General features: G+C 66.8%; 26 protein-coding genes and 1 pseudogene. 16 read left to right on the top strand and 11 right to left on the bottom strand.

Features of this window, described 5'->3' with window-relative positions:
* Positions 1 to 6: 6 nt before the first annotated feature.
* Complete coding sequence (locus OG736_RS46800; RefSeq protein WP_327188266.1) at positions 7 to 639, bottom strand: sigma-70 family RNA polymerase sigma factor; 633 nt, start codon at positions 637 to 639, stop codon at positions 7 to 9.
* Positions 636 to 833, bottom strand: coding sequence for a hypothetical protein (locus tag OG736_RS46805; RefSeq protein WP_327188267.1), 198 nt, complete (start codon positions 831 to 833; stop codon positions 636 to 638). Before OG736_RS46805 ends, OG736_RS46800 begins: the two co-directional genes overlap by 4 nt.
* A gap of 690 nt (positions 834 to 1,523) precedes the next feature.
* On the opposite strand from OG736_RS46805, the pseudogene tpg reads away from it, so the two are divergent.
* Positions 1,524 to 1,818 (top strand): annotated as a pseudogene (tpg, locus tag OG736_RS46810) (telomere-protecting terminal protein Tpg); the annotation flags it as partial.
* Positions 1,819 to 2,420: 602 nt separating this feature from the next.
* Here tpg and OG736_RS46815 read toward each other — a convergent pair.
* Complete coding sequence (locus tag OG736_RS46815) at positions 2,421 to 6,458, bottom strand: HEAT repeat domain-containing protein (RefSeq protein WP_327188269.1); 4,038 nt, start codon at positions 6,456 to 6,458, stop codon at positions 2,421 to 2,423.
* Positions 6,459 to 6,687: 229 nt separating this feature from the next.
* Here OG736_RS46815 and OG736_RS46820 point away from each other — a divergent pair, with 229 nt between their 5' ends.
* Positions 6,688 to 6,864: a hypothetical protein gene (locus OG736_RS46820; protein WP_327188270.1), complete on the top strand. Its 177-nt coding sequence runs from the start codon at positions 6,688 to 6,690 to the stop codon at positions 6,862 to 6,864.
* A 153-nt stretch (positions 6,865 to 7,017) separates the two neighbouring features.
* On the opposite strand, the gene OG736_RS46825 is transcribed toward OG736_RS46820, so the two are convergent.
* Positions 7,018 to 7,332: a hypothetical protein gene (locus tag OG736_RS46825; protein ID WP_327188271.1), complete on the bottom strand. Its 315-nt coding sequence runs from the start codon at positions 7,330 to 7,332 to the stop codon at positions 7,018 to 7,020.
* 221 nt (positions 7,333 to 7,553) lie between these two features.
* Between OG736_RS46825 and OG736_RS46830 the strand changes: the two genes are divergently transcribed.
* From OG736_RS46830 to OG736_RS46850, 5 genes are all read left to right on the top strand, one after another.
* On the top strand, positions 7,554 to 9,734 hold the full coding sequence (locus OG736_RS46830) for a hypothetical protein (RefSeq protein ID WP_327188272.1): 2,181 nt from the start codon (positions 7,554 to 7,556) through the stop codon (positions 9,732 to 9,734).
* A 1,205-nt stretch (positions 9,735 to 10,939) separates the two neighbouring features.
* A complete protein-coding gene (locus OG736_RS46835) occupies positions 10,940 to 11,563 on the top strand; it encodes a GIY-YIG nuclease family protein (protein WP_327188273.1) in 624 nt (207 codons plus the stop codon).
* 108 nt (positions 11,564 to 11,671) lie between these two features.
* Positions 11,672 to 11,977: a DUF6247 family protein gene (locus OG736_RS46840; RefSeq protein ID WP_327188274.1), complete on the top strand. Its 306-nt coding sequence runs from the start codon at positions 11,672 to 11,674 to the stop codon at positions 11,975 to 11,977.
* Complete coding sequence (locus OG736_RS46845) at positions 11,974 to 12,234, top strand: hypothetical protein (RefSeq protein ID WP_327188275.1); 261 nt, start codon at positions 11,974 to 11,976, stop codon at positions 12,232 to 12,234. The genes OG736_RS46840 and OG736_RS46845 overlap by 4 nt, the downstream gene beginning before the upstream one ends.
* 211 nt (positions 12,235 to 12,445) lie before the next feature.
* The gene (locus tag OG736_RS46850) at positions 12,446 to 12,829 is read left to right on the top strand and encodes a hypothetical protein (protein ID WP_327188276.1); all 384 of its coding nucleotides are present in this window, start codon (positions 12,446 to 12,448) and stop codon (positions 12,827 to 12,829) included.
* A 111-nt stretch (positions 12,830 to 12,940) separates the two neighbouring features.
* Here the strand turns inward: OG736_RS46850 and OG736_RS46855 are convergent, their stop codons facing one another.
* Positions 12,941 to 13,228, bottom strand: coding sequence for a hypothetical protein (locus OG736_RS46855; protein ID WP_327188277.1), 288 nt, complete (start codon positions 13,226 to 13,228; stop codon positions 12,941 to 12,943).
* Between the two features lie 105 nt (positions 13,229 to 13,333).
* Here OG736_RS46855 and OG736_RS46860 point away from each other — a divergent pair, with 105 nt between their 5' ends.
* Positions 13,334 to 13,528, top strand: coding sequence for a hypothetical protein (locus OG736_RS46860; RefSeq protein WP_327188278.1), 195 nt, complete (start codon positions 13,334 to 13,336; stop codon positions 13,526 to 13,528).
* Positions 13,529 to 13,792: 264 nt separating this feature from the next.
* Here OG736_RS46860 and OG736_RS46865 read toward each other — a convergent pair whose 3' ends face one another.
* The 4 genes from OG736_RS46865 to OG736_RS46880 all read right to left on the bottom strand — a co-directional run bounded on the left by OG736_RS46865 (position 13,793) and on the right by OG736_RS46880 (position 16,765).
* Positions 13,793 to 13,924, bottom strand: a complete 132-nt coding sequence (locus tag OG736_RS46865) for a hypothetical protein (protein WP_327188279.1) — start codon at positions 13,922 to 13,924, stop codon at positions 13,793 to 13,795.
* 31 nt (positions 13,925 to 13,955) lie between these two features.
* Entirely contained in the window at positions 13,956 to 14,216 is a 261-nt protein-coding gene (locus tag OG736_RS46870; protein ID WP_327188280.1) for a hypothetical protein, read from the bottom strand.
* Between the two features lie 364 nt (positions 14,217 to 14,580).
* Complete coding sequence (locus tag OG736_RS46875) at positions 14,581 to 15,564, bottom strand: RelA/SpoT-related domain-containing protein (protein ID WP_327188281.1); 984 nt, start codon at positions 15,562 to 15,564, stop codon at positions 14,581 to 14,583.
* Between the two features lie 34 nt (positions 15,565 to 15,598).
* A complete protein-coding gene (locus tag OG736_RS46880) occupies positions 15,599 to 16,765 on the bottom strand; it encodes a nucleoid-associated protein (protein ID WP_327188282.1) in 1,167 nt (388 codons plus the stop codon).
* Positions 16,766 to 17,790: 1,025 nt separating this feature from the next.
* On the opposite strand from OG736_RS46880, the gene OG736_RS47485 reads away from it, so the two are divergent.
* From OG736_RS47485 to OG736_RS46900, 5 genes are all read left to right on the top strand, one after another.
* Positions 17,791 to 18,042, top strand: a complete 252-nt coding sequence (locus OG736_RS47485; protein ID WP_442817226.1) for an HNH endonuclease signature motif containing protein — start codon at positions 17,791 to 17,793, stop codon at positions 18,040 to 18,042.
* A 250-nt stretch (positions 18,043 to 18,292) separates the two neighbouring features.
* Complete coding sequence (locus OG736_RS46885; RefSeq protein ID WP_327188283.1) at positions 18,293 to 18,748, top strand: hypothetical protein; 456 nt, start codon at positions 18,293 to 18,295, stop codon at positions 18,746 to 18,748.
* A 184-nt stretch (positions 18,749 to 18,932) separates the two neighbouring features.
* Positions 18,933 to 19,649 carry a DUF4145 domain-containing protein gene (locus tag OG736_RS46890; protein WP_327188284.1) on the top strand — a complete coding sequence of 239 codons (717 nt, stop codon included), beginning with the start codon at positions 18,933 to 18,935 and terminating at the stop codon, positions 19,647 to 19,649.
* 180 nt (positions 19,650 to 19,829) lie between these two features.
* Entirely contained in the window at positions 19,830 to 20,585 is a 756-nt protein-coding gene (locus tag OG736_RS46895; protein ID WP_327188285.1) for a hypothetical protein, read from the top strand.
* A 598-nt stretch (positions 20,586 to 21,183) separates the two neighbouring features.
* Positions 21,184 to 21,519 carry a contact-dependent growth inhibition system immunity protein gene (locus OG736_RS46900; RefSeq protein WP_327188286.1) on the top strand — a complete coding sequence of 112 codons (336 nt, stop codon included), beginning with the start codon at positions 21,184 to 21,186 and terminating at the stop codon, positions 21,517 to 21,519.
* Here OG736_RS46900 and OG736_RS46905 read toward each other — a convergent pair.
* Positions 21,489 to 22,305 (bottom strand): IS5 family transposase gene (locus OG736_RS46905; RefSeq protein WP_107104380.1). Its coding sequence is split into 2 segments (ribosomal slippage): positions 21,489 to 21,963 and positions 21,962 to 22,305, totalling 819 coding nucleotides; the frame shifts between segments, so codons are not numbered across the junction. The two genes, OG736_RS46900 and OG736_RS46905, sit on opposite strands and share 31 nt — an antisense overlap.
* Before the next feature lie 111 nt (positions 22,306 to 22,416).
* On the opposite strand from OG736_RS46905, the gene OG736_RS46910 reads away from it, so the two are divergent.
* Complete coding sequence (locus OG736_RS46910; RefSeq protein ID WP_327188287.1) at positions 22,417 to 22,770, top strand: hypothetical protein; 354 nt, start codon at positions 22,417 to 22,419, stop codon at positions 22,768 to 22,770.
* Here OG736_RS46910 and OG736_RS46915 read toward each other — a convergent pair.
* Positions 22,760 to 23,580 (bottom strand): IS5 family transposase gene (locus tag OG736_RS46915; RefSeq protein WP_327188288.1). Its coding sequence is split into 2 segments (ribosomal slippage): positions 22,760 to 23,230 and positions 23,233 to 23,580, totalling 819 coding nucleotides; the frame shifts between segments, so codons are not numbered across the junction. The two genes, OG736_RS46910 and OG736_RS46915, sit on opposite strands and share 11 nt — an antisense overlap.
* A gap of 81 nt (positions 23,581 to 23,661) precedes the next feature.
* Here OG736_RS46915 and OG736_RS46920 point away from each other — a divergent pair.
* Together OG736_RS46920 and OG736_RS46925 are read left to right on the top strand one after the other, a co-directional pair.
* Positions 23,662 to 24,479, top strand: a protein-coding gene (locus tag OG736_RS46920; RefSeq protein ID WP_107104380.1) for an IS5 family transposase whose coding sequence is annotated in 2 segments (ribosomal slippage) — positions 23,662 to 24,004 and positions 24,004 to 24,479 — 819 coding nt in all. Because the reading frame shifts where the segments join, the coding sequence is not laid out codon by codon here.
* 51 nt (positions 24,480 to 24,530) lie between these two features.
* Positions 24,531 to 25,345 (top strand): IS5 family transposase gene (locus tag OG736_RS46925; protein WP_327181242.1). Its coding sequence is split into 2 segments (ribosomal slippage): positions 24,531 to 24,873 and positions 24,873 to 25,345, totalling 816 coding nucleotides; the frame shifts between segments, so codons are not numbered across the junction.
* The last annotated feature ends 243 nt before the right edge of the window (positions 25,346 to 25,588 follow it).

Genomic DNA, 25,588 nt, shown 5'->3' on the forward strand with positions numbered 1-25,588 from the left:
GGTGGGTCACTCCTTGTCAGTGTCGTCCGTGACGTCGGTGTCGTCGAACCGGAAACCCATGGCGGCGGCCAGGCGGTGCTTGGCGGTGCGGCGGGTGGAGCGGACGGTCGCTTCCTGAATCCCCATGATCAGGGCGGTCTCCTTGGTGTCGAAGCCGAGGGCGTCGCGCAGGATGAGGACGTCGAACTGCCGTTCGCTCAGCTTCGTCATCTGCCGGTACAGGCCCATACCTTCCTCGAGTTCGGCTATTTCCGGGCCGTATTCGGCGTGGAAGGAAGCACGGAAGGAACCGAGGAGGGGTTCGGAGGCAGCGCGCAGGGCGCGGGCGAAGGCCAGGGTTTCCGTGGTGGCCGGGCTACGCCCCTGTGCCTCGAGCTCGCCGTGGACACGTTGTTTGAACAGGGCCCAGGCGTGGGCGCCGGGGTTGGGCATCTTCTCCAGCCGGGACCAGATGGTGGCCAGGTAGAGGAAGGTGCTGTCGACCAGCCGGCGGGCCGCGGCCGCGCTGCCGAGGTGGATACGGCTGTATTCCAGGCAGGCGCGGTCGTAGCGGGCCTGGAATTCCCAGAACTCGGCCGGCATCAAGGCGGCGGGGTGGTGGGTTGTATGTCCTGTTGGGTCGGGTGGCAGGCTGGTCATCGGCGGCCTCCGTCGTCCAGGGACGCCGTGTTGGGCGGGGAGGCAGGGGAGTGGGGCTGTTGTTCGATCAGGGTGGAGGCCCCGATGCGGACTCCGGCGCCGAGCAGGCGCCGCACTAAGAACCACACGTCGGGCGCGAACGACCGCGCCGCGGCGGCGAAGGCCAGCACGAGGCTGGCAACGTCGTAGTTCACAGTGGCTGTTTTCCTTCGTTTCTGGCGGCGGCATGACCGCTCCGTCCCCCGTCGGGCGGGCAGGCACCTAGAGCACCGTTGCTCCGGGGAACAGATAAGCCACTGGTGGGGGTGAACGTGCAGCCCTCCGAACACATATTTCTAACGGAAGGTAACTTCCCGCTTACGTTGGTGATGGTGATGCATTTGCTGACGCGCACCGCCACACCTCGCCACCCCGCGCACGCTCCTCGCCATCCCCGCCCAGCAGGCTGTCCGCGCGAAACGAAGGAGTTCGAACCCTGTTTGCGCGAACCTGCAATTGCACGGTCAATTTCGTGGTGTGCTACAGATCACGTTTGACCACCTGTCGTGCGCGCTCCACTACGCCCCCAAAATGTGGAGGGCACCGCGGCGCGCCGTCTTGACCACGCGGGCGTCCTCGATCCGAGAGCGGATGCGAGCCGCTCTGCAAGGTGCACGGCAATGACGCGGGCAGCAGCCGGGAGGGGCCCGGTTTGTCGTGAAGCCCGCTGATGCCGGTAGCCACGGCGAGTAGGCGCACGTGGCGCGTGGCGGTACGACCGCCGCAAGAGCGCCTACGGTCGGCACCTCGCGCGCTCGACGTCACCAAGAACCTGGACGCCCGGGCCTTCCTGCTATCAACACGACGGTAAAGGGGGATTTGGGCAAGCTGCGTGAGCCGACGCCGTTCGGGCCCGCTGGCAGCCGGGAGTCCGCGCGCCGCGCCCGGAAGGCGGCGGCCACCTCACAGGGAATCGTCATCGACGACGGGCGCATGCGTCGCCTCAACCAGTCCCTGCCACCCGAGTTCGCGGCGCGGCTCTTCGCCGCCCAGAAACAGGGCGCGTCTGAGAGCGAGCTGTCGGCGATCGCGGCGGAGGGGCTGCAAGAGATCTACTTCAAGGACGGTGGCCGCCGTGCCGGCGGGCTCACGGTCGAGTTCACCGACATCGACTACATCGACTTTGGGCTGCTGTCGTGAGGTCAGGCCGGCCGATCCGGGCCAGGACCGAGCAGACGCCGCTGCGTGGCTGGCTCCGTGGGTTCGGCCACGGCGGGCAGTGGCTGGGCAGCAGCTCTCTCTGCGGCAGTTCCCGGCCGCACAGTGGCGGTGCCGGGCACGGCGGGGAGCTGCTGAGGACCGGTGCCCAGAGGGCGGCGGGTGGTGCTCACCGGCTCATCCTGGCAGGTCCCGCGCCAGAATCAGGCACCGTAGGCGCGGCGGATGTCTCGTCCTCATCCGGCTGAAGCTGACGCCGGCGGCGCGGCCTCTGCGGGTGTCCAGGGCGGGTCCGGGGTGATGTTGATGGGGCCGCAGTTCCAGCAGTCCCGTTCTTCCGGGAGCCGGTACAACTCCTGCCAGAAGCCGGTGGGTTTGCCGTAGACCACACAGTCGGCGTCGCATCGCCAGCACTCGAACTCGAAATTCACGTTGCCCTCGGGGACGGCTGTGAGTCGACTACGCACATTTCAGCCAGGTCAGCCTCAGCGGCGTATCAGGGCCGCAGCCGGCCGGGGCCGATCGGTGCGCGACTGCCGTTCGACGGACGAAGGGGGAGTTGGGAGTACTTGCAAGCTGTACGTCTATCTATCGAATTTCTCTTTCACCTTTACATTTCCGTCTGCAATGCTTCGTAGCAGTGCTATTGTCTCCTTTCGGTCTGGCCATACCAAAGCGAGCAGTCTAACGAAATCCTCGCGAAATTCCTGACCAGGTTCTTCTATGTATTTTGCTACACAATTCCATGTGTTTTCGCGCTCCGGCCAGCGCTGGGCCAGTACTAGGATGGCGGCATGGCGGAAGCCGGTGCCGTCGGCGGTGTTGAGCATGGTGGTGTAGGTGTCTTCGCGGTCGGCCCACCGCTCCCCCAGCACTCGCAAGGCTGTCGGGCGAGAGTCGTTGTCGGCGTTTTGGGCGGTGTTGAGGACGGCGAGGTAGGTGTCTTCGCGGTCGGGCCACCGCTCCCCCAGCACCGTCAAAGCGACACTGCAGATCACGCTGTTGCTGTCGTGGGCGGTGTTGAGCATGGTGGTGTAGGTGTCTTCGCGGTCAGGCCACAACTCCCCCAACAGTCGCAAGGCTGTCCGGCGAGAGTCGTTGTCGGCATTTTGGGCGGTGTTGAGGACGGCGAGGTAGGTCTCTTCGCGGTCGGGCCACTCCTCTCCCAGTACCTCCAAGGCAGCCGTGCAGGCAGGCGAGCTGCTGTTGCTGTCGTGGGCGGTGTTGAGGACGGCGAGGTAGGTCTCTTCGCGGTCGGGCCAACGCTCCCCCAGCACTCGCACGGCGATGTCGCGGGAGTCGGAGTTGGGGTCGTGGGCGACGCTCAGGATGGTGGTGTAGGCCTCTTCGCGGTCCGGCCACCGCTCTCCCAGCACCATCAAAGCGGTATCGCGGACAGTCATGACGGTGTCGGGGTTTTGGGCGGTGTTGAGGACGGCGAGGTAGGCGTCTTCGCGGTCGGGCCAGTGCTCCCCCAGCATCTGCACGGCGATGTCGCGGGAGTTGGAGTCGTGGGCGAGGTTCAGGATGGTGGTGTAGGTGTCTTCGCGGTCGGGCCAGTGCTCCCCCAGCATCTGCACGGCGAGGTTGCGGGAGTCGGAGTTGGTGTCGTGGGCGGTGTTGAGGACGGCGAGGTAGGCGTCTTCGCGGTCAGGCCACCGCTCCCCCAGCACTCGCAAAGCAGTACGGCGAGAACTGCGGCTGGTGTTGCGGTTTTGGGCGGTGTTGAGGACGGCGAGGTAGGCGTCTTCGCGGTCAGGCCACCGCTCCCCCAGCACTTGGAGGGCAGCACGGTGGAAGTCGGGGCCGGGGCCGGGGCTGAGGTCAGGATCGGGGTCGGGGTTGGGATCAGGGTCTTGGGCGGTGTTGAGGATGGTGGTGTAGGTGTCTTCGCGGTCGGGCCAGCGCTCCCCCAGCACCTGTACGGCAGCCGTGCGTGCGTAGCTTTTGGGGTTGGGGTCGTGGGCGGTGTTGAGGACGGCGAGGTAGGTGTCTGGGCGGTCGGGCCAACGCTCCCCCAGCACCTGCACGGCGATGTCGCGGGAGTCGGAGTTGGGGTCGTGGGCGACGCTCAGGATGGTGGTGTAGGTGTCTTTGCGGTCCGGCCACCGTTCTCCCAGCACCTGCAAGGCGGTATCGCAGACAGTCATGGCAGTGTCAGGGTTTTGGGCGATCTCGAGGACGGCGAGGTAGGCCTCTTCGCGGTCGGGCCAACGCTCTCCCAGAGCCAGCACAGCTGACGTCGATGGCCCCCCCCACGGAATTAGAGCGAGGTGGCTGGCCTCCTGAGGCGTGCGGCAAAGCGAAGCCGCGATGACATCCATTGCAGTCGCTGGGAGGAACGTGGACTGCGTGCGGTGCCAGCGTTGGTAGCGGTCTCGGCCGGTCCACGAATAGGGGAAGGACATCAAGGCGGGCACAGCACTGTCCAGCGTCACCCATGGGTGGTGTGACAGGTGAGTGGTGAGGGTGTCGATGACGGCATTGCTCTGGATGGCGAGTGAGCGTTCGGGGTGGTCACCGGGCTGGGAGGGCGCTCGGGGGATGCGATGGGCTTCGGCAAGCACACGGATGGCGAGTTCGAGGAATTTTGAGCTGTCGTCTGCTTGACGGTAAGCGGACGTCCCGCGGTGGCGGTGCATGTGAAGCAGGCGTGCGATGAAGGTGGCGTGTTCGGCTTCGGCCTGGCGGCTGATCTGGCCGATGAAGAGCAGGAGGACTTCGTGCCAGACGGGGTTGGTAGCGCGTTCGGCGAGCATGTCGATGAGCTGCTCGGGGGTCCATTCGTGGCCGGGGTAGCGCTGGCTGAGTTCGCGGGCCGCGAGGTATTCGAGGAAGGTGCGGTGCACGAAGCCGTACATGCCGGCGCCGTAGGGGTGCAGCAGGAACGCGCGGTGGTGTAGCCGTTCGACCATGGCGTTGGCGACGATGCGCCCCACGTGCGGGGGGTAGTTCATGTCGATGACGTATTCGGCGATCATCGTGGTGAGGTCGGTGCGGGCGATGAGGGGGCTGCCTCCGGCGCTGCCCGCGCTTTCCTGGAGACGGCGGGCGAGGCGCTCGAGGAGCTCCTGGAGCAGGCCGGAGTCGAGTTCGTCGATGGCGGCGGCGACGTCCGGGTGGTCCTGGCGGGGGAGAGGGAGGTGCTTGGCGTCGCGGTCCCAGCGTCCGGTGAGGACGTCGACGGCGTGCCGGTAGACCTCGCGGCGGTCGCGGGGGATGGTGGCGCCCAGGCCGATGGAGGCCAGGATGGTCAGCAGCAGAGGGTTGCCGGCGAGTTCCGCTACCGAGGAGTAGCCCCGCACGGCGCTGATGAGGCGCTCGCTCAGGCGCGCGGCCTCACTCGCGTCATCAGGGTGGGCGGCGGTGTACCAGCGCCGGATGAACGACTCGATCTGCCGCTTGGGCAGGTCTTCGAGCTTGGCCTGGGCGAAGTCCGCGGCGGTGAAAACTCCTGGAGCGAATCCGACAACGCGGGAGGTGAGGATGACCCGCACGTGTTCGTGGACCTCGGCGAACGCGGCGACCTGCCGGGCCACATCGGCGCGCCAGGCGGGATCGAAGATCTCATCCAGGCCGTCGAAGATCATCAGCACCGGCCGGTGGGTGCGCTCCAGCAGGTACTCGAAGACGTCCCGCAGCAGGCACATCCGCTCGGTGGCGTTGAACTCCTCCCAGAAATCCTCCACCGTCCGGCCTTGCCACCGTTCGCCGTCGGCGAGGTGCCGCAGCTCCACGACTACCGGCACCGTGCCCGTCTCCATCAAGTCCTTCAGTTCGGCGGGCACTTCCTCCAGACCGCCGGCAAGCGCCAGTGACAGATACCTGGAAAGCGTCGACTTGCCCGCCCCGGGATCCCCCAGCAGCACCAGCCGCTTGCCCTGAGCGGAGGCCACCGCCTCCAGCACCGGCACCGGCGGCCGCTCCACACGGGACTTGCGCCACCGCTCGACCTGCTCCGCGCGCAGTCCCGGCGGCAGTTCCTCAGCCGGCACCTCGCCGCGCTCCACCAGCTCCTGCCACAGCCGCGCCGGCAGCTCCGGTTGCGGCGGGTCCCACGACGCCGGCGGCGCCTCGAACACCTGCCGCAACCGGATTGCGGGCTGCTCACCCGCCCGATCACCCGGGCCCAGGACGTCGAGGTTCAACCGCCCGCAGGTCTGCACCAGGCGCTCGCAGTAGCGGGCGACAGCAGCGTCCACTTCCGCTTCCTTGCCGGAGGATGCTGGAGTGCGCCGTCGCGCGTCGACGGTCTCCTGCTGCGCCGCCTCGAGCAGCCGCCGCCATTCCCTGCATGATTCCGTGGCGAGCCAGGCTTGCCGGATCCGACCGTCGGCCTCGAGCGTTCGGGTACTGGTCCAGGATTCCCAGACCGCGACGACGGCCAGGACCTGCTCGACACTGTCCGACCGCGGAACACTGAATCCCTCCAGATGCTGCGGCGCCCACCGGCTGGCCACCTTCCCCTCGAACGAGACCGCGCCCGGAAGCCCCGTCTTGCGCACCTGCCGCTCCAGCGGCGCCTGCAGACCACCGGACCCGTGCAGCTCCCGGTAGGCGGCCTCCGCCTCGGTGCGCAACGTGCGCAGCCGCCGGTACAGCGTCTCGCGGTGAACTCCCACAGCCCTGATCCCCCTGATGCCGGCCCCGTCCGCGCCCCTCACGGTCGGCGGCTGCCTGAAACGGGTAGATCAGGCAGCCGTGCCGCACCAGCGCGGACCAGCAGATTAGTACTCAACCCACCTCACGCACCCCGTACTTGGGATCAGACCACTCTGACCAGGCCAATCTCGAATCAACGCCGGGCCCGGCGCACCACCATCGACACCGCCACCGAGGGGGAGACCCACCATGGCTCACCGCCGCCGCAAGCCCGCCGTCATCCACACCACGCCCCAGACACCCGCCGGGCTGCGCTGCCCGCGGGCACTGTGGCGAGAAGCCGGCCGCCGCGCCGTCCTCGGCCTGGCCGGCTCCACCGGAGGCGTCCTCGTCGCCATCCTGGAGTGGTGGCTGCGCACCCGCTGACACACGCGGCCTCCGTACCGGCGTAGCCAGTGCGGAGGCCGCATGCCGTGTCCGGCGGGAACGTGCTGCAGGAGGCTGCACCACAGGCATCCGAACAGGCACGTGACCGGCGGGAGAGCGTGGCCCTCATCAATCGACCCTCCCGATGGAGGCCTATGCCGGTGGGTGCTGTGGGGGCGTGGTGTGGGTCTGGGGCTGTGTGCGGCGGTAGTTCCAGTAGTGCTGCCACCAGGCGAGGCGGTCGGGGGAGTCCTGCGGGATTGTTCCCTGGACGAGGGACTGCACGAGCACGATGACGAGGCCGGTGAGCGCGACGGCCAAAACGATGCCCCATGGTGCGCCGGCCAGTGTCAGGGTCAGAGCGCCGACGTTCCCCAGGCCGGCGCCTGCGAGGGCCGGAACCCGGGACGGGCGGGCAGGCGGCGCGGTTTGCGGGTTGCCCTGCGGCGCATGCTGCGGATCGACCATGGTGGACTCCTGCCGAATGTCGGGTCCGGGCGGTTTGGTGTCCACCACCGTTGCGGCTGATCAATTGGCTCGGAAGCGGAGGCATGGCATGGCCCGATGTCTCTGCGGGGGAAGAATCGAGAGCAAGGGCAAGCATGGTGGGGGAGTCTGAGAAGCGACGTCGGCCCGGGCGGCCGTTGAACCCTGTTGACGAATCGCTGCCAGAGCCGGTGAAGCAGTGGGTGACCCTCTGGCGGGCGGTGGTGCTGCAACCACTGCTGGACGCAGACCCGCCCTGGACGCAGTCCAAGATGGCTCAGGAACTGACGCTGCGTGCCCAGAAGCCGGGCGGGGATTCCACGGCTGCCGCGGCATCCGGCAGGTCCAAGGCGACGCTGGGCAAGTTCATCGCGGGCGAGAAGATGCCGACGAGAGACCTAGTCCAACATCTGCTCGACCTTGCGACGGAGGTTGTCGAAGCTCCGCCCCTTCCGGCGGCCATGGAGAGCCTGTGGCAGGCGTACATGACGGCGCTGCGAGAGGCCGCCCCGCTGCGAGCAGCGCTCTACGACGCGGTCGATGCCCGTGATAGCGCCAAGTTCCGCATCGAGGTCCTCACCAACGAAATCGAGGACCAGAAGGCCGCCCAGGCCCTCCTGGAACAGGAGAAGGATGTCCTGTCGATCCTGTTAGGACACGCTCTGGAAGAGCAGCGCCGCAGTGAACGCATCGCGCAGATGCGGCACCACGATGCCCAGCGTGTCCGCGACGACATCACCAGCCTCAACCAGCGCGTGCTTGATGCCGAGAGCCAGCGAGACGAAGTTTTCCAGCTCCTTGCTCAGTACCTGACCGGCCGTCCTGAGGGGGAGATCACCCTCATGCTGGCTTCGGCTTCCCGGAACAATCCGGCGCTGCAAGCGCTCACTCGGGCGAGCAAGGTCCGCGACGCTGCCGTGTCAGCGGTCGGACCAGCATCGCTGCCCCCAGCCGCCGGGCAGAGCAGCACCGCCGGCCATGCGGACGAGCGAAGGGAACTCGAAGCCCGCCACAGGGTTGCGGTACGAGCGATCGCGCATCTCACCACACTGCTCCAGAAGACCTCCCAGGACCTCGCCGACGCCCGCACCCAACTCCTGTGCCGCGACCATGACCTCACCCGCCTCGTCGAACAGCACGCGGAACAGATCGAGTCTCTGCATGCCGAGCGTGTACTTGCCGAAGCCGACCAGGTTCTGGACCAGATCATCCTCGGGTGGGACCACCCGCCGGAGCTGACGTCCGCGGGGGCCTTTCCCTCCATCCCGGAGACAACTCGTTCGCCCAGCTCAACGCCTCCCACATCCCACGTGAAAACAAGCGCCTCCCCGGACGGACCTGCGCGGCACCCCTTCAGACGAGTCCCTCCCACAGACCGGCCGCGCCCCGAGGGTCCGGCCCTCCCAAGCGCAGACACCACTGGAGCCAGGCCCGGCCGGAATCGAACGCGACGCTCAGACCACTCAGATAAGCCGCGTCCTGATGTCCCGCCCATGGACACGTCACGACAGCGAATCCGGCGCACCTTCGGGATGGCGATGGCGTTTCTCGGCGTAGTCGTGGTCGTTCCGACCATCATTCTGCTCATCCACAACTGGGTCAGCGACAACACGGCAACGAAGCCGACATCGAGCCCGACAGCGCCCCCCACGACTGCCCGCGTCCCGTCCGCGCTCCCGGGCCAGCCTGCCGACGACCCTGTTGCCGACATCGGAGATCAGCCCGTCAACACCGCTGACATCATGAAGCTGCCCGTCTGCGTACGCGACTACATCGATGTCTCCCTGACCGCGACCTTCGACGGATACGTCGAAGGCGAATCAGTGCAGGCAGAGCTGGCGGTGTCGGCAGACGAGGAGATGCAGGGCAAGATGCCCTGCCGCCTGGATGCCGGCCGTGCCAAAACGACACTCACCGTCCGGCCAAAGGGCAAGGACACCGTCGTGTGGAACTCAGCGGACTGTGCGCAGGGCCACAGCGGACACCGCTGGATCCAGCTCACCCGCACCAGGCCGGCGAAGGTCACCTTTACCTGGAAGCACCACACCCTTCAGGACCACTGCCGCAGTGGCGAGTACGCCCCACCTGGCAACTACGTGGCCAGAGCAGCCGTATCTGGAGAAGACCGAGCAGGCACCTCCTTTTTCCTGGAAGACAACCGGAAACAAACACAACCGAGCACCAGCGCCACACCTGAGAAATCCGAGCCTTCCCCAACCACGGAGACGCCGTCCTACACCTCGATCGGCGGGCTTTTCGAGGGCACCTCGGGAGAGACAGAGACTCCTTCCGAGAGCTGGAATTCCAGCCCCTCTCCCACAGAAGGAGCACCTTCTGGTGGAAACGGCGAAAGCCAGGGCATCTTTGGCGGTCCTCAAGGCTGAGCGTTTACCTAAAAAGACCCGCTGACCTGCGCAGTACCCCGGATACCTGGCCGCCGCCGCCAGCGGCCACAGCCTCACGGTTCACCTGGCCATCGGCCGCCATTACACGCTGACCCTCAGCCCCGCCACCTGACTCAGCCGGCACACGCGAGCCGAGCTCCGGCCCAGTGTCCGCCGCTCACCCCCGTGACCCCGGCCAGCATCCCGCTGCCGACCGGGGCACCTCCGCCGGTCGGGCTTACCCTTTCGGCGGCTCTTCGGGAGGAGGTCGGCCCTGCGGTCCTGACTGGGCCGGTGGCTCGCCTGACGGAGGGCCTTCATCAGTTTGCTTGCCCGCGGTGCCATCGCCCCCTGGTTCAGGGTCCCCGCGCTCCTCGTTACCCCCACCTGGTTTGGGTAGGGGGCCTGGGGTGATCAACCCCTGGCCACTGAGCACCTTGAGGGCATCCGTGTGTCTGGTCTCCGCCAAGACTCTGGCGATTCGCTGATTCGTCTCGCGGGATTCCGACTCCGCCGCTTCGACCCGAGCATCTCCAGTTCGTTGGCCAAAGTAGAAGCCAACGATTGTGGTCACTAGGGGGGTCACGATGGCGAGGACACCGAGCAGACGGGCGTTCGGATCGTAGGCAGCGCGATATTGCTGCGGTAGTCGGCCGTCCTCATTCGGGGTTGGCGGTGCGCTAGGGGCGGGGTCCGATAGCCGTGGAGGAGTGTCGTACGTATCCAGCGCGACCCAGACGATGATGCCGAAGAGCACCAAGAGTCCGAGTGCCAGAAAGACACTGACGGCTGCTTTCGTGCACGACTCGCCGCCCGCGCTCGTGCATGACTGAGCTGGTACCACGATGCCGCCTCTCCACCTTGCATGAACCCACCCCGGATCAAGTCCACCCTGGGCGGGCCCAACATGCTCGACCGAGTAAGCCACTGGTGGGGCGTAGCGGCCCTTGATCAGCATTTAGAGGCGGCACACCAATAAACTCGGGTTCCTCGAACTGCTGCCGCTGTTCACCGAGAATCCGCCTGCCCTCGTACCCCAGGCGTTATGAGTGCGGGCGGCTCACTTCTTCCTGGAGATCGCCGACCAGTCGATGTCCATCCGCGTTCAATCGTGTGAACATCATTAACCCGCTTGGTCCTACTCCAGACTCGTCGTAGGCTGAATTGATTACCGATTGTCGGCGAGCGCCTCTTAAATGCCCCGTGTGTACAAGATCTCTCTCAAATGCAATTGCGGGCGCTACATGGCTCCGGACGGCCGGGCGGGTCAAGGAGCCTTCCGCTGCGGGTGCGGCCATGCCGGTGTTCGCGTCATCGAGACGCTCGACTCAGTCCGCCGCTGCACCTTCGGCGCCTGCCGAACTCTCGCTACTACACGGGAACCCCTGCGGTTTTGCGCTGAACATGAACTTGAGGCGGCAACTCGTCTGGGCCGCCTGGCAGGGACCCAGGTGCTCGAGCATTTCCTTGACCGGAGCCCCAGCACCCGGGCACGTCGATTCGGTCTCGCACTGGCACCGATCCCGAAGTTCAACAAGCACGCGCCCCTCGTCTACTTTGCCGTCCCGCCGCCGCACCTCTCTCCCGCGGGTGCTGGAGTGTTGCCGCCGATCAAGATCGGCTGGACCACCGAACTCAGAGACCGCATGAAAAGCATCCCCGCACGCCCAGTAGCGCTCGAACCAGGCGATATTGTCCGGGAGCGCCAACTGCACCGGCGGTTTGGGCGTCTACGTCTCGAGGGCGAGTGGTTTCGGCCCGGTCCTGAACTGATCGAGTACGTCAACGAGCTGCGGGTGGCAGACGGAGAACCTCCCCTCAGGCAATAGCGGACGCAGTACCTGGGTGCGCCGTAGGAGGTATCTGCACATGCCTCATCCACGGCCACCCGGCGCGCGTACGGTGAGGTGACGACCCGCCGCCGGGAGGACCAGCCAATGAGCGCGCAGCCCAACCACGTACCCGTCACGCCGTACGCCCCCGCGCCCGGGGCTCCGGCGGAACTGCTCGCCCGGCTGCGTGCCGACCGGCGGGCCGCGCAGTGGGTGCCGGCCTTCGAGCGGGAGTGGGCGGCGGCGCTGGAGGAGTCCCGCCGGACGTTCTCCTTGGCCGGGCTGTACGAGGTCGTCCAGGACTGGCAGGGCCGTCTCGCCCACGCCCCGGCGGTCGACGCGTTCGTCGCCTCCGACTACGACGACAGCGAGTTCATCGACATGGCGGAACTGCGCAGAGGCCGCCGGTGAGCGGACAGCTGTACGCGGTCCGCTTCTCGCCGCCGGCCGCGAAGGTCCTCAACACCCTGCCCGAACACGTCGAAGACACCGTGTGGGACGTCCTGGACGCTGCCGCGGCCGACCCGTGGGGCTTCCGACAGTGGAACGCCGAGGACCCCGAGGGCGAGGACGTGCGCTACGCGTGCGTCGGCCAGCTATCCCTCACCTACTGGGTGAACCGGCCCCTGAACCGCTTGACCGTCCTGAACATCGTCTGGATCGGGTAGCCCCCAGGGCAACGCTCCGCCCCCGGCATTGCAGCGACACCGTTGGCGAGTCCGGCCACTGTGTTCTCCTTGGCGGTCCGAAGAGCTGCTACGCGGGCTGGGGCGGGTTCACGGACTTGCTGTAGCAGGATGAGCCAGTCGGGAACCTTGAGGGCTGCTGCGGTGATGGCTTGCGAGGGCCCGCGCCCACACTGCGCGCAGGCCCTTTGCCGTGGTGCCGGACATCCGGCCGGACGGCGCGATCGTTGGGTGGGACATGGAGCTGAGCAAGGCCGGGCCGCAAGTAGAGCAGCATGCGGAGGCAGTGGCCGATGCGGTGTGCGAGCTGGTTGACGCGGTGACCCCGAGCACGTGGAGCGTGGGAGCGGTCGAGGACGCGGCGGACGCCATCGACATGCTCGCCGAGGCCCTCGCGGCGATTGACCCGGAAGCCGCGCGAGCACTCGCCGCGGTGCCGGCCGCAACCGCCGCACTGCGCCGCCGACTCACCCCGGCCGTCGGCGAGGATGTCGCCGAGGTGCCCGCGCCGCGCTCCGGACGGCCGCGCCGACGCGGACTCGGGCCCGGCTGGAAAGGCGTACGGGCCACTAGCTGATCACCGCGCCCTCGAGGGTGAGCCCTGGTCAGGAGAGCCACGTCCCAGGTGTTTCCCCGCGCCGAGTAAGGGTTCGAGGATTTGGATGATTTGGAGAAGCCGACGGCCGGGCTACTGCCCGACGTGTGCGGCGTCGATGCTGTCATCGATGCGGAAGGTGACGCCGGTCGTCCGGCCAGCCTCGGCATCCGGGTCGACGAGCTCCACGAATTCGGCGAGCTTCTTATAGAGGCGGCTGCAGCGGGCAGAAGCCGCGACATCGTCCTCCTTCGCCCCCTCGTACATCGCGCTCAGGAGCTGGGTGAGGTTGTGACCGGAGAGAAGCACCTGCTGGAGCCCGTTGCGGCCCGTGCCGGTGCTGATCTTCCTGATCCGTCCCTCCGGCAGGTTCGGGTCCACGGTGAACTTTCCCACCTCATCCCACGTCGGTGCGTACCAACCGTGATGACCGGCTTCTCGCTCTGAGTCCAGGCTGGTGTCCACTGGCCGAAGGCGCGGACGGCCATGAAGGTCCATGTGTCCTCGTGGCAGACCAGGGTCAGGTACGAGACGCCGGTGGCCGTCCTCATGTGCTCGTTGTGCACAGCCAGGGCAGGGGCGTTCTCCGCGATGACCTTCTGCCGCTCCGCCCTGTCCTCCTCGCGCCAGCGCTTCTCCTGCTCCCACTGCTCCAGCTCGATCTGCCGCTTCAAGGCCTGATTCGCCCGGTACTCCTCGCGCCACGTTTTGAACACGGACCCTCCCCCGATGTCACTGAAAGTCAGATGAGTATGCCGTTCCGTATTGGTCGCTCGGTAGTGGGCCTTTGTACATCCGAGCAGCAGGCATCGGGACCTGGCTGGAAGTCCCTACGGACGAACCACCGGCTGACCCTGCCCGGACAGACAGAAGGGGCCCTGGGATCTCTCCCACGGCCTTCCTGCTGCGCGCGGGCATCTACTTCCCTACCTTCCCGCGGTTCGCCTACTGCATCGCCAGCGAGACCAGCGCGCCGAGTACGGCCAGATCGAACACGTCGAGCCCCAGCACCTTGGCTGTCGGCCGACGACGTGTCAGGTGTTGTTCCTGTGCGGCGTGCCGGGAGGGGACGCTCACAGAGAGGTGTTGACGGGGCCCACTCAGACGCTCAGGGAGCCGGATTGGGCTGGGTCTGGCTAGGCACCGGCGGGCTGGAGCCCGCGAGCATGGTCTGCTCAGCGAGTTTGCGGTAGCCGGTGGCGGCGAGGGCGTGCCAGGCACGGTAGAAACCGAAGGCGGTCAGCAGACCGAGGACGGTGACGACGCAGACAACGAGCTCTCGGTGCTCGAAGGAGTAGCGGAGGAGGGCCAGGCCGGCGGCAAGGGTCAGCGCCACGGTGTTGACGAGCCAGCCGCGGCAGATCCGCATACGGGAGCGTGCGTAGTCGGCCTGAGCGGCAAAGGCCGGAATCTCCGTGAGACGGATACGTGCCTGGGCGTAGGAACTTCCTGGGGGAAAGGACACGGTTCGCAACCGGCGGCGGACGGGCGTGAGGGCGGCATCAGCTGCTCGGTCGGTGAGGATGCCCAGCGCCTACGCCGGCCGCCAGGGCCACCCCCGCAACCAGTGTGGAATCTGCCGCAGGGGCGACTTTGACTGTCGTGGCGGGGCTGGCGAGGGCGATGAGCAGCAGAGCGCCCGCGGCCAGGGTGCCGATGCCGACCACGAGGACCTCGATGAACATCGCGGTGGCAGCGGCCAGGGCAGGAGGCTCAGGGCTGGGTCGGGTTGGTCATAGTGCGGTTCCCCAGGCGCTGGCCATGTCGGTGAGCATGGTTTCGGACAGTTCGCCTTCCTCCCAGGTTGTTTGGAGGCGGAAGCGGGCGTTGGTCAACCGTTCGAAGATGATCAAGCTCTCTGGCTGGCTGGCCAGGAGGTAGCGGCCGTGTGCCAGGAAGTGAGCACTGGTGGGGCCGTAGTCGGCGTAGGCACGCTCAAGGCGCTCGCGGAAGTCTTCGGCGAACCTGGTGAGCTTCTCGCTGTAGTCGGTCTCGTCATCGATGGCCTGCGTCAGGACATCGACTACCTCGTGTGACAGGTCTCGGCTGTATGGGTGGTCGGTGAAGGTTCGGTACACCTGCTCGGTGACGTCGAGGAGCTGGTTGCTGCGGGCGAGCTCGGGGTGCGCGGACATGGCCTGTACCCCCCGTTCGACTTCGAGGTCGTAGAGCTCAATCAAAGCAACCAGACGGTACAGCGAACGGCTGACATCGGCAGGAGGGGCGACACCAGGTTTGTAGAGCAGCTTGTGCGACATCCGCGCCCACAAGTCGACTGCCTCTGTCCGCAGCTGGATCTCGCACTCGTACGGGGTGCCGTCCGGGTCGGTCTCCTGGCCGGCCATAACAGCCTGGATGTGCAGGCGGGGGTAGCTCAGGCGGTCCACATTGTCAGCGGCCTTGCGGTGGTCCTGTATCTCGACGATGTCGAGGCAGCCGGTGATCACCTCCAGGATGGGGTCGAGGAGTCCGGAGTGCTGCACGATGACGCGGACACCCGCCTTGTCGGTGATCTGTCTCCACGGATCGGTGTAGCCCTTGCGCTCGATCTTGTTCTTGAAGCTGCTGACCTCTTTCGCGCGCGAGGTCACCTCGCAGGTCAGCCCTTTTCGGGCGGCGCTGCGCGCGATGTGGTCTGCGGTTCCCCTGGCCGCCACCTCGATGCGCTCTCTCTCATTTTGGTAGCGCTGGAACGCTTCGTCAGCGGTCAGGGCCATCGGGTTTCACCGGGAAACACGTAGGGACAGGACATCAAGCCCGCGCCGGTGGCATGCCGTCGTCGGCCGCGGGGACGTTCGAAGCACTGTCGCAGCCGGGTTCCTGAGGCGGGATCTGAGCCTTCTGCAGCTCTTTCTTGCGCTGGGCGTGGCGTCCGGTCCCAGCAAAACTACTGGTTCTGGTAACGATGCCGGGGACAGTGACGATGGTCCGGCCGTCCCCCAGGTCCTCCACCTCGACTGTGCCATCCTGCACAGCTTCCACCGGTGCGACCAGGAAGGCACCGCTGGACAGCTCCACTCTCATCTTCTGCAGCCGGTTGCTGACGAGTTCGTTGTCCTTGTCGAAGACGCGGACAGGGACGTCGTTCTCCTCGAGGAAGTCGGCGAAATCGTCGCGGTGCTGTGGGCGCACGTGCTTCTGGATGAACGCAGTGGGGTCCAGTGCGGCCGCAGAGCTCTGCAGCTCGACCATGACTGCCATGACGTAGTCCATGCGTACTTCGGGGTCAGTGAAGCGGGTGTTGACCCAGTCGATGGCCGTGTCGTGGAAGCGGCGGGTGAGCTCTCGCGGGTCGTTCTTGTGCCGACAGCCCAGAAACTTCTCCAGGAAGAACCTGGCCACGGTCTTGCCCGACATCTGGGCGTCAGCGGCCCACCCTTCCAGTCTCTCCTCCGTGAGTCCTTCCTCGGAGAAGAGGGCCACCTTGTAGACCTTGGACCGCTCGGTGAACAGCAGATTGGCGAAATACTGCACGTCGAAGGTGCGCAGGCCGTCGGCGGTGATCTCTTTGGCCTGCATACCGGTCTCCTGCTCAAGTTTGACCATGAGCAGGGCTCGCTGGCCGTCCAGGCGAGCGGTGGCGACGAGAAGCAGGCCCGCCGGGTTGGATGCGGTCTGGTTGTCGCGCAGCAGGTAAGCGATTTCGCCCGAAACGCTGACGAGGTCTTGTTCGTCGGTCAGGAAAGCGCGGACGGCGTCGGGGAGTCCGGATTTGATGTCGGGGTCTTCCACGACCTCGCGGCTTAGGCGAGTGAGTACGTCGCGAAGGCGGGCCTGAAGTGCCGTCCGCACGGTGTCGTCGAGCTGGCATACAGCCTGGCTGAGCTCAAGCGGGGCAAGCTCTGTTCCGCGGATGCGCTTAGGCACTACGTGGACGATGGCCTGCTTGACCACAAGATCACCGAAGTCGGTCCGCACTTCTCACCTCTTGCATCCCCGCCCGAACCCCGGACGCTGCTGTTGCACCACAACACGCGATGACAGAGGGGAACGGAAAGCGGTTCAGCACGCCCTCTCCTTGCGCGTGACACAAACCGTAGCGTGCATCGTAACGGAGCGTGTAGTGGATGTAGACGCAGCACAAGAGCACGGGCAGAGCCGCTTGCCAGGAGAGACCAGCGCAAGCGGTCCTGTTCGGCGGCCGAGCACGCGGAAGGCATGGTTGCGATGGTCGTCGTTCTGGCATTCGGCCGCCAAGCCAGCGCGGGCGGCGGCTTGCGAGGGGCGCCGCGCGGGACGCTCCACGAGTCTCACGCGAGCCTTCCGGGCACTACCGCATGCTCCCCGGAGGCTGCAACTCCGTGTCTGGCTGGTCCGGTGGGACGGCATACTTCGGTAAGCCGACCTCACCCGGCTCTCTCGGCTGGCTCGCCGTCCCTGCCGAGAGTCCGGGCCGCCACCTACCCACATACGCCCTGAGACCCCGGGGGCAAACACGGTCGGACGCCCACCACTTCGTACAGAGAGAAGACGGGCACGCTCGGGGGTCCTTTGGCGTGCCCCGAGTTTTCATGTACGAGCTTCTTCGCGCCTCGCTGCCCGAATTCTTCGGCAGCCTCGGAGCCGCACTGGTTCTCACCGCTTCCGCCTGGGGTGCCGCGCGCCTTCGAGGCCACCGCGCCCGGCCGCGACCGTCCGAGACAGACGAACAGCCGTAGTGCGATTCGGCGGGCTCCGGGGGGCGACCTCCGGAGCCAGAGCGGGCCGGGGCCCGGAGCTGCCTCCAGGCCCCTGTTACGGGGTACGGCTGGCACCCGCAACTGCAGTGCGTCAGTCCTGGTGTCCTCCCGTGCGCGTCCGAGCATCATCAGGCACGCAGGAACCGATTGTCAGACCCCTCTGGCAGGCTTACTGACACGTCGTAACGGCGCTGTTGCGAGAGGGGTTTCGCGTTGTCCGAAGACTTCCGTGACTCACGTCGGTCATTCAACTCGAGTGAGCGAGTGGCACTCTTTCTCGCCTCTGGGGGCAAGTGCGGAGCCTGTGGTTCCTCCCTGCTGCCGGGATGGCACGCCGACCACAAACAGGCGTGGACGCATGGTGGCCCTACCGACGTAGTCAACGGCCAGGCGCTGTGCCCGGCATGCAACCTGAGCAAGGGAGACCGATCCATGGGTTGGACTGGGCCGAGCCTGCGCGGCTGGCAGCGCGCACATCTCATCAAGCTGCTCAGCGAAGAGGAACCAGCAGAATGACTCTGTCACTCTGCTACGCCCCGACCCCCGCATTGCAGATGCCGGGGTCGGGGCGTTCCGCGTCGTAGCCACGGCCGTATCCACCGGTAGTCATCCGGGAAGCAACGCGTATCCGCGCGTCGTAGTCACCATCTGCCCCGGGGGCGTTCGTGCGACTGCATGCACTCAGGTGTGGGCGCCAATCGGGCAGGGGAGAACCTAACGGCATCTGTCTCGCGGTGAGTTGGCTGTGAAGGCAGGCGGAGGCCAAGTGAAGGGTGACGACGTGCCGAGACGCGATTTGGCCCCAACGAAGTTGTTCATCTGCCCCGAATGCGGTGTACCGACGAAGGCGAGCCTGCGTAACGGTCACCTCTACGAGCACCTGGCACCGGATCGCCCCGGCATCTGCCCGAAATCCGGGCAAGTGGTGGTGACCGGCAAAGAGCTGACGAACAGCTACGAGTGCGCCTGCGGCACCTGGGCCCGGATCACCCACAAGGACGCTCTCGCCCAGCACCTCATGCCGGAGGGGGAGCGCTGCCCGCTCTCAGGAGAACCGATAAGGACTCCAGCTACTCCCCGCCCCGTCGTGAATGGGCTGCTGCGCATGGTGCCGCCCGCGCCGGCCCAAGGGTGGCGGGCGGAGTCGGCCCCCAACAGCGGCAGTTCCAGCGTGTACGCAATCCTGGCCGGCCTGCCCGGCCACGGCCGAAGGCGCCACTGACCACCTACTGTCCGCCACCTCAGCTGACGAACCCGCGCCCGTTTCGTGCCCCGGCCTGGTTGTCCTCTGACAGGCGATCTTGACCGTTTGCCAGGTGAGTTTGCCATCCAGCTCAGAGCTTGGTGGTGAACCGGGACGGGAAAACCCGCTTCCGGATACCCTGGCGGTCCGCTATCCCTGAACCATGACCAGCCTCACCGTTGACAAGAACGGCCTCGTCCCCCCGGGCCTGTGCCCGAACTGCCACCTCCACGCCGGCTTCTCGGTCCGGGGCTCCTCCGGCCTCAGCACCTATGTCTGGCCGCATGTTCAGACCGAGCACGCGTCTGTCGAGCATCAGCTCAAATACGGGATGCACACCTGGCTGCGGCAGATCGTCGCCAACTGCACACATTGCCACGAGACCGTGGTCATGCACCAGCTGATCCGCTTCCACGAAGATGGGAAGACCGGCGAGGTGCTCCGGGTGATGCAGGTCTGGCCGGAGCGGCAGCCTCGCGAGCTGCACACCTCCGTCCCGAACGCGGTGCGCGACCTGTTCGCGGAGGGCGCACGGGCGGAGGCCGCCGAGGCATACCGGGCGGCGGGGGCGATGTATCGGGCCGCCGTCGAGGAACTCTGCAAGGACCTCGGCGCCGAGGGTAAATACCTCGCCGACAAGATCAATGACCTGGTCAACCGGGGCGTTACCAGCGAGATCGTGGAGAACCTCCACGAGGCCCGCTTCCTCGGCAACTGGAGCCTGCACGACGGCCTGGCGTTCTCCGCCGAGGAGGTCGCTGACGTCGCCGATCTGATCGCCGAGGCCGTCCATATCCTCTACGTGCAGCCCGAGGAGCGACGGGCGATGCGCGACGCCCGCAAGGCGCGGCGCGACGCCTTCGCTGCTGGGAACCCGTAGCCGATCGGGCCTGGGGCGCGGGAGTGGCTCACAGGGCGTTTTTCAGGTAGACGCGATGAAATATGAGGCTGTGAGGTTTTGAGGCAGAGCTCGCGCCGGTGCTTCCCCGCGCCCTGGTCCCGCCCGCCGGCCCGCAGGACGAGGGAGTCGTGGGCGAGCATAACGAGGGCCAGGAGCACGTTGCCGAACCGGGCGCGGCCGCCGCTCACCGTGGCCCGCGCCCGGGAGATGACGGCCGGGCTGCGTGAGGCGATGGACGACGTCCGGCGCTCCGTGGCGGTGCTCGCCGCCCGGGTCCGCGACGCGCACGCCGCCCGCGTCTGGCTCCCCCTCGGGCACAGCAGCTGGGAGTCGTACTGCGCTGCGGAGTTCGGCATCAGCCGCGCCCAGCCGTACCGGCTCCTGGACGTCGCCCGCGCCCTCACCGCGATCCACGGCGCCGTCGCGGCCCAAGCCGATCCGTCTCGCACGCGAGACAACGACCCGGCCGCCGCGACCGCGCTCGACTACGGCCTGTCCCAGCGCGCCCTGATCGACGTCTCCAGCCGTAGCAGCGACGTCGCAGAGCTGATCACCCGCCGACTCGCCACGCTCGCCCACAGCGGCCTGCAGACCCTCGACGCGGCCACGGTGCGCGCCGTGGTCCGCCAGGCCGTCCGCGACATCCGCACGGCACCGCCTCCGCCGCCCGCCGATCCGCCGGCGGACCCGGCCATCGCCGCGCTGCGCCGTGTCGTCGACGACCTCGCCGCCAGCACCCACGCGATTGGGGAGCTGATGCTCAAAGTCGCGCCGGCCTACCTCTCCTACATCGAGACCGCCGACGTCCTGGCGCTGCTGTGCGAGCAAATTGGCGAGCCCCCGGAGCACGGCCTTGCAGCTCGCCGGTACGCGATGTCCGGCGACCGCCGCGCCCTGTACGGCACCGTCCTGTAGGCCCCAAGCTCCCGACTGCTCCTGCGTGGCACACACCCCGTTTCCCCAGGTGAGCGCGGTGCGTATGCGCGTGTGAGGTGTGAGACGAGGGCCTGCGGCCGTGAGGTCCCGCTGCTCCTGGTCGTCCTGCTCGCCGTGGTGTGCAGCAGGTTGCTGCCCGCTGGGCACAGCGGTCGTCACTGGGGTGCTGCTCGTGGTCCTGGTTGTGCTCCTCGGATTGCAGCATTCGGTGTCGTGGGTGCAGCGCAGCATTTGCATGGGCCAGGCGGCACACGGGTGCTGCGTGGGTAGCAGGCCGGCCCAGGCCGGCGGTGCAGCACGGTCAGCCGCGGCACCTTGCTCCAGGGACCTACAGCAGCGTCACGGGCCCACCCCGGCGGGCTGCGGACCTTCGCAGATGTGCAATGGTCCGCAGGGGGTCCATGCAGGACTGCTGCATGCAGCGTCGGCGGCCGGGGCGGCATGTCCGGCAGGGTGGTCATCATCCAGGCCGCTACGCGTGCTTCGAGTGGCACGCAACGAGTGACCGGATCAAGATTCAGAAAGAGACATTGCCACTGAGACCGCGTTTGAGATCTCGTCGTAGGACAATCGGGCGGTGACCCGTCCCCTGAACCGTGACCGCTCCCTTGAAGAGCTTGAACGCGACCGCTGGCCAGTCCCGTCGGCCGATGCCACCCGTCTTGTCGCTACAGCGCACGGCTTGCGGCGTCGACCGATCGGCGAGCTGACCGTCGAGGACATGCGTTTGTTGATCGGCCAGGACATTGGACTGCGCTATCTCCTGCCGCTGGCACTGGAGGTGCTGCGGGACAACCCGATGGCAGAGGGGGACATGTACGAAGGTGACCTGCTGTCCGCGGTCCTCACCAGAAACCCAGCGGTCTGGACTGAGACCGTGTCCTACGTGGTGAGGCGGACGAGTCGTTTGTAGCAGCACAGGGCGGCTGCGAGTCCGAGAAAGGCCAGGTAGTTGCGGGGATCGCGCTCGTAGCGAGGGCTCAGACGTCGGTAGCCGGACAGCCAGGACATCGTCCGCTCGATGACCCAGCGGCGGCGGCCCAATCGTTCGCTGGGCTCGATGCCTTTGCGCGCGATCCGTACTCCGATGCGTTTACCACGTAACCATTTCCGCAGGTCGGCGCGGTCGTAGGCTTTGTCGGCGTGCAGGCGTTGAGGCTTGAAGTGGCGGCCGCGGTGGGGGTCGTGTCTCGTTTGGTGACCCTCGATCATGGGCTTCAGCCCTTCGCTGTCGTGGGTGTTGCCGGCCGAGATGCCGACGAGGAGGGGCAGTCCGTTCGCGTCCGACAGGATGTGCATCTTGGAACCCGGCTTGCCCCGGTCCACGGGGCTCGGACCTGTGTGTTCGCCCCCTTTTAGCCCTGACGTGGGCGGTGTCGAGGACGACGCGGGTGACATCGACGAGACCGGCGTCGTCGAGCCGGTGCAGCACTGCTTCGTGCAGGCGGCCCCAGACACCGGCTCTCGACCAGATCAGGAACCGGCGGTGAGCGGTCGACTTCGATATCCCGAAGCAGGGCGGCAGTTGGCGCCAGGCGCAGCCGCTGACCAGGACGTAGACGATGGCCGCGAACAGCGTCTCATCAGGCGTGTCCTGTGTTCCGCCGCCCTGCGGCCGCACCCTCGAGGGCGGGATCAGCGGCTTCGCGATCTCCCACAGCCCGTCCGGAACAATCCAACTCCACGTACCCCGCCCCATACCGAGGTCAACGACGCCTCACCACGTAGGACACGGTCTGAGACGCCGTTTCCTTTGGTGCTGGGTGGCCGCCGGTGTCGCCTTGTCCTAGCGGTGTGAGAGCCTCCAGGCATGAGCTACGACTTGGCCGTATGGGAGGGAGAGCGGCCGGCGGATGTGAGGACGGCTCGCCGAGCCCTCACTGACCTCTACGACCGCTACTTGGACGCAGAGGTAGACCATCCTCCGACCGAGCGCATCGCGGATTATCTTGCCGCGCTAGTAGAGCGGTGGGGTGACGCGTCTGTGGACGGGGACGCCTCACCCTGGGCTGGATGGCCGTTGATCGCGGGAGCCAGCGGCCCGTTCGCCTACATTCCATTGGGTTGGAGCATGGCCGAAGAGGTCTCTGCCTATGCTGCGGCACTCGCGGACTCGATGGGGCTGGTCTGTTTCGATCCTCAGCAGAAGCGGCTCAGGCCCTGACGGGGTTGGTCAGGCGGCGGTATCCGATCAAAAGCGCTGCCAGGCCGACGAAGGCGAGGAAGTGTTCTGGTTTCCGCTCGTAGCGGCGGTGCAGGCGTCGGCAGCCTGCCAGCCAGGACACGGTTCTCTCGACCACCCAGCGGTGACGGCCGAGCCGCATGGACGACTCGACCCCTTTGCGCGCAATGCGGTGGCGGATACCTCGTTCACCAAGCCATTGCCTCAGGTGGTCGTAGTCGTAGCCTTTGGCGGCGTGGAGCTTGGCGGCGCGACGGCAGCGTGGCCCGCGGCGCGAGCTGATCGGGGGTATCCCCCGCACGAGCGGCTTCAGGCCGAGGCTGTCGTGCATGTTGGCGCCGGAGATGCCCAGTGACAGCGGCAGTCCGCTCCGGTCAGTGATGAGGTGAATCTTCGATCCCAACTTGCCGCGGTCGGTCGGATTCGGTCCGGTCAATAGCCCCCTTTTGCGGCCCGGACACTGACGGAGTCGATTGCGCAACGTGACCAGTCCAGCTCTCCCCGGCTGCCGAGTTCGTCCAGCACGACGCGGTGCAGCCTGGCCCAGACCCGGTCCCGGCTCCACTGGGCAAAGCGTCGATAGACCGTGGGCCAGGCCGGCCCGAACACCGGCGGTAACTGCCGCCAGGTGCAGCCCGAGGTGGCCACGAAGATGATCGCGGCGAGAGTCTCCCGATCGCCGGCCCGCCGTCGGCCCCCGCCCTGCGGACGGTTCACCTCGACGGGCTGCACCACCCGCCGGAACAGCACCCACAACTCGTCCGGCACCAACCGTCCAACCAGATCCGTCATGCACGGATCAACGAACGACCAAACCAAAAGAAACGATGTCTTAGACCGTGTCCTACGTGGTGAGGCGTCGTTGACCTCGGTATGGGGCGGGGTACGTGGAGTTGGATTGTTCCGGACGGGCTGTGGGAGATCGCGAAGCCGCTGATCCCGCCCTCGAGGGTGCGGCCGCAGGGCGGCGGAACACAGGACACGCCTGATGAGACGCTGTTCGCGGCCATCGTCTACGTCCTGGTCAGCGGCTGCGCCTGGCGCCAACTGCCGCCCTGCTTCGGGATATCGAAGTCGACCGCTCACCGCCGGTTCCTGATCTGGTCGAGAGCCGGTGTCTGGGGCCGCCTGCACGAAGCAGTGCTGCACCGGCTCGACGACGCCGGTCTCGTCGATGTCACCCGCGTCGTCCTCGACACCGCCCACGTCAGGGCTAAAAAGGGGGCGAACACACAGGTCCGAGCCCCGTGGACCGGGGCAAGCCGGGTTCCAAGATGCACATCCTGTCGGACGCGAACGGACTGCCCCTCCTCGTCGGCATCTCGGCCGGCAACACCCACGACAGCGAAGGGCTGAAGCCCATGATCGAGGGTCACCAAACGAGACACGACCCCCACCGCGGCCGCCACTTCAAGCCTCAACGCCTGCACGCCGACAAAGCCTACGACCGCGCCGACCTGCGGAAATGGTTACGTGGTAAACGCATCGGAGTACGGATCGCGCGCAAAGGCATCGAGCCCAGCGAACGATTGGGCCGCCGCCGCTGGGTCATCGAGCGGACGATGTCCTGGCTGTCCGGCTACCGACGTCTGAGCCCTCGCTACGAGCGCGATCCCCGCAACTACCTGGCCTTTCTCGGACTCGCAGCCGCCCTGTGCTGCTACAAACGACTCGTCCGCCTCACCACGTAGGACACGGTCTTAGACCGTGTCCTACATGGTCAGTTGGCTGTTGTGCTGGGTATGGGGAGTGGACGGTGGGGATGGATCGTTCCGGACGGCTTGTGGGAGCTGGCAAGGCCGTTGCTGCCGCCGGCGCGGGTGCGTCCGCAGGGTGGCGGGGTCGCGAACATCGATGATGAGGCCGTGTTTGCCGCGATCATCTACGTGCTGGTCAGCGGATGTGCCTGGCGGGCGTTGCCGCCGTGCTTCGGAGCGTCGAAGTCGACCGTGCACCGCCGCTTCGCCATCTGGTCCCGCGCCGGAGTCTGGGGACGGCTGCACCAGAAGGTTCTCCAGCTCCTGGACGAGGAGGGCCTGGTCGATCTGTCCCGTGCGGTCCTCGACTCCGCGCACGTGCGGGCTAAAAAGGGGGCGAACACACAGGTCCGAGCCCCGTGGACCGGGGCAAGCCAGGTTCCAAGATGCATGTCCTGTCCGACGCGAACGGACTGCCCCTACGCGTCGGACTCTCCGCGGCCAACACCCACGACAGCCTCGCCCTGAAGCCGATGCTGTCCCATTTCCACATAGGACACGAATCCCACGCGACCGATTCAAAGCCGCAACGCCTGCATGCAGACAAGGCGTACGACGTCCTTCACCTGCGGCGATGGTTATGGGGCAAGCGCATCGGTGTCCGTATCGCCCGCAAGGGCATCGACTCCAGCGAGCGGCTCGGCCGCCGCAGGTGGGTCATCGAGCGCACCATGTCCTGGCTGACGGGCTACCGACGGCTCAACCACCGCTATGAGCGGCAACCAGGCAACTACCTGGCCTTTCTTGGACTGGCATCCGCTCTCTGCTGCTACAAGCGGCTCCTCAAACTGACCATGTAGGACACCGTCTTAGGCGCCAGTTGCTCCATCCAGCCGGCCCGGCGCTCGGGATCGTGCACGGGGCGCCACACAGCTGTGGCGGGTCCGCGCTGGAGCAACCGGTCATCGGTGCCTCGAGCACGTTCACCTCCCGCAGGAAGAGGGCACCTTGACGTCCACGTCGGCCGCGTGCAGCGCACGGATACGGCTGTCGAAGCCGGCCGGGGCTCTTCTCGGTCCGCAGGGCGGATTCGTTCACACAGG

It is taken from the genome of Streptomyces sp. NBC_01334, assembly GCF_035983595.1.
Classification (GTDB): domain Bacteria; phylum Actinomycetota; class Actinomycetes; order Streptomycetales; family Streptomycetaceae; genus Streptomyces; species Streptomyces coriariae.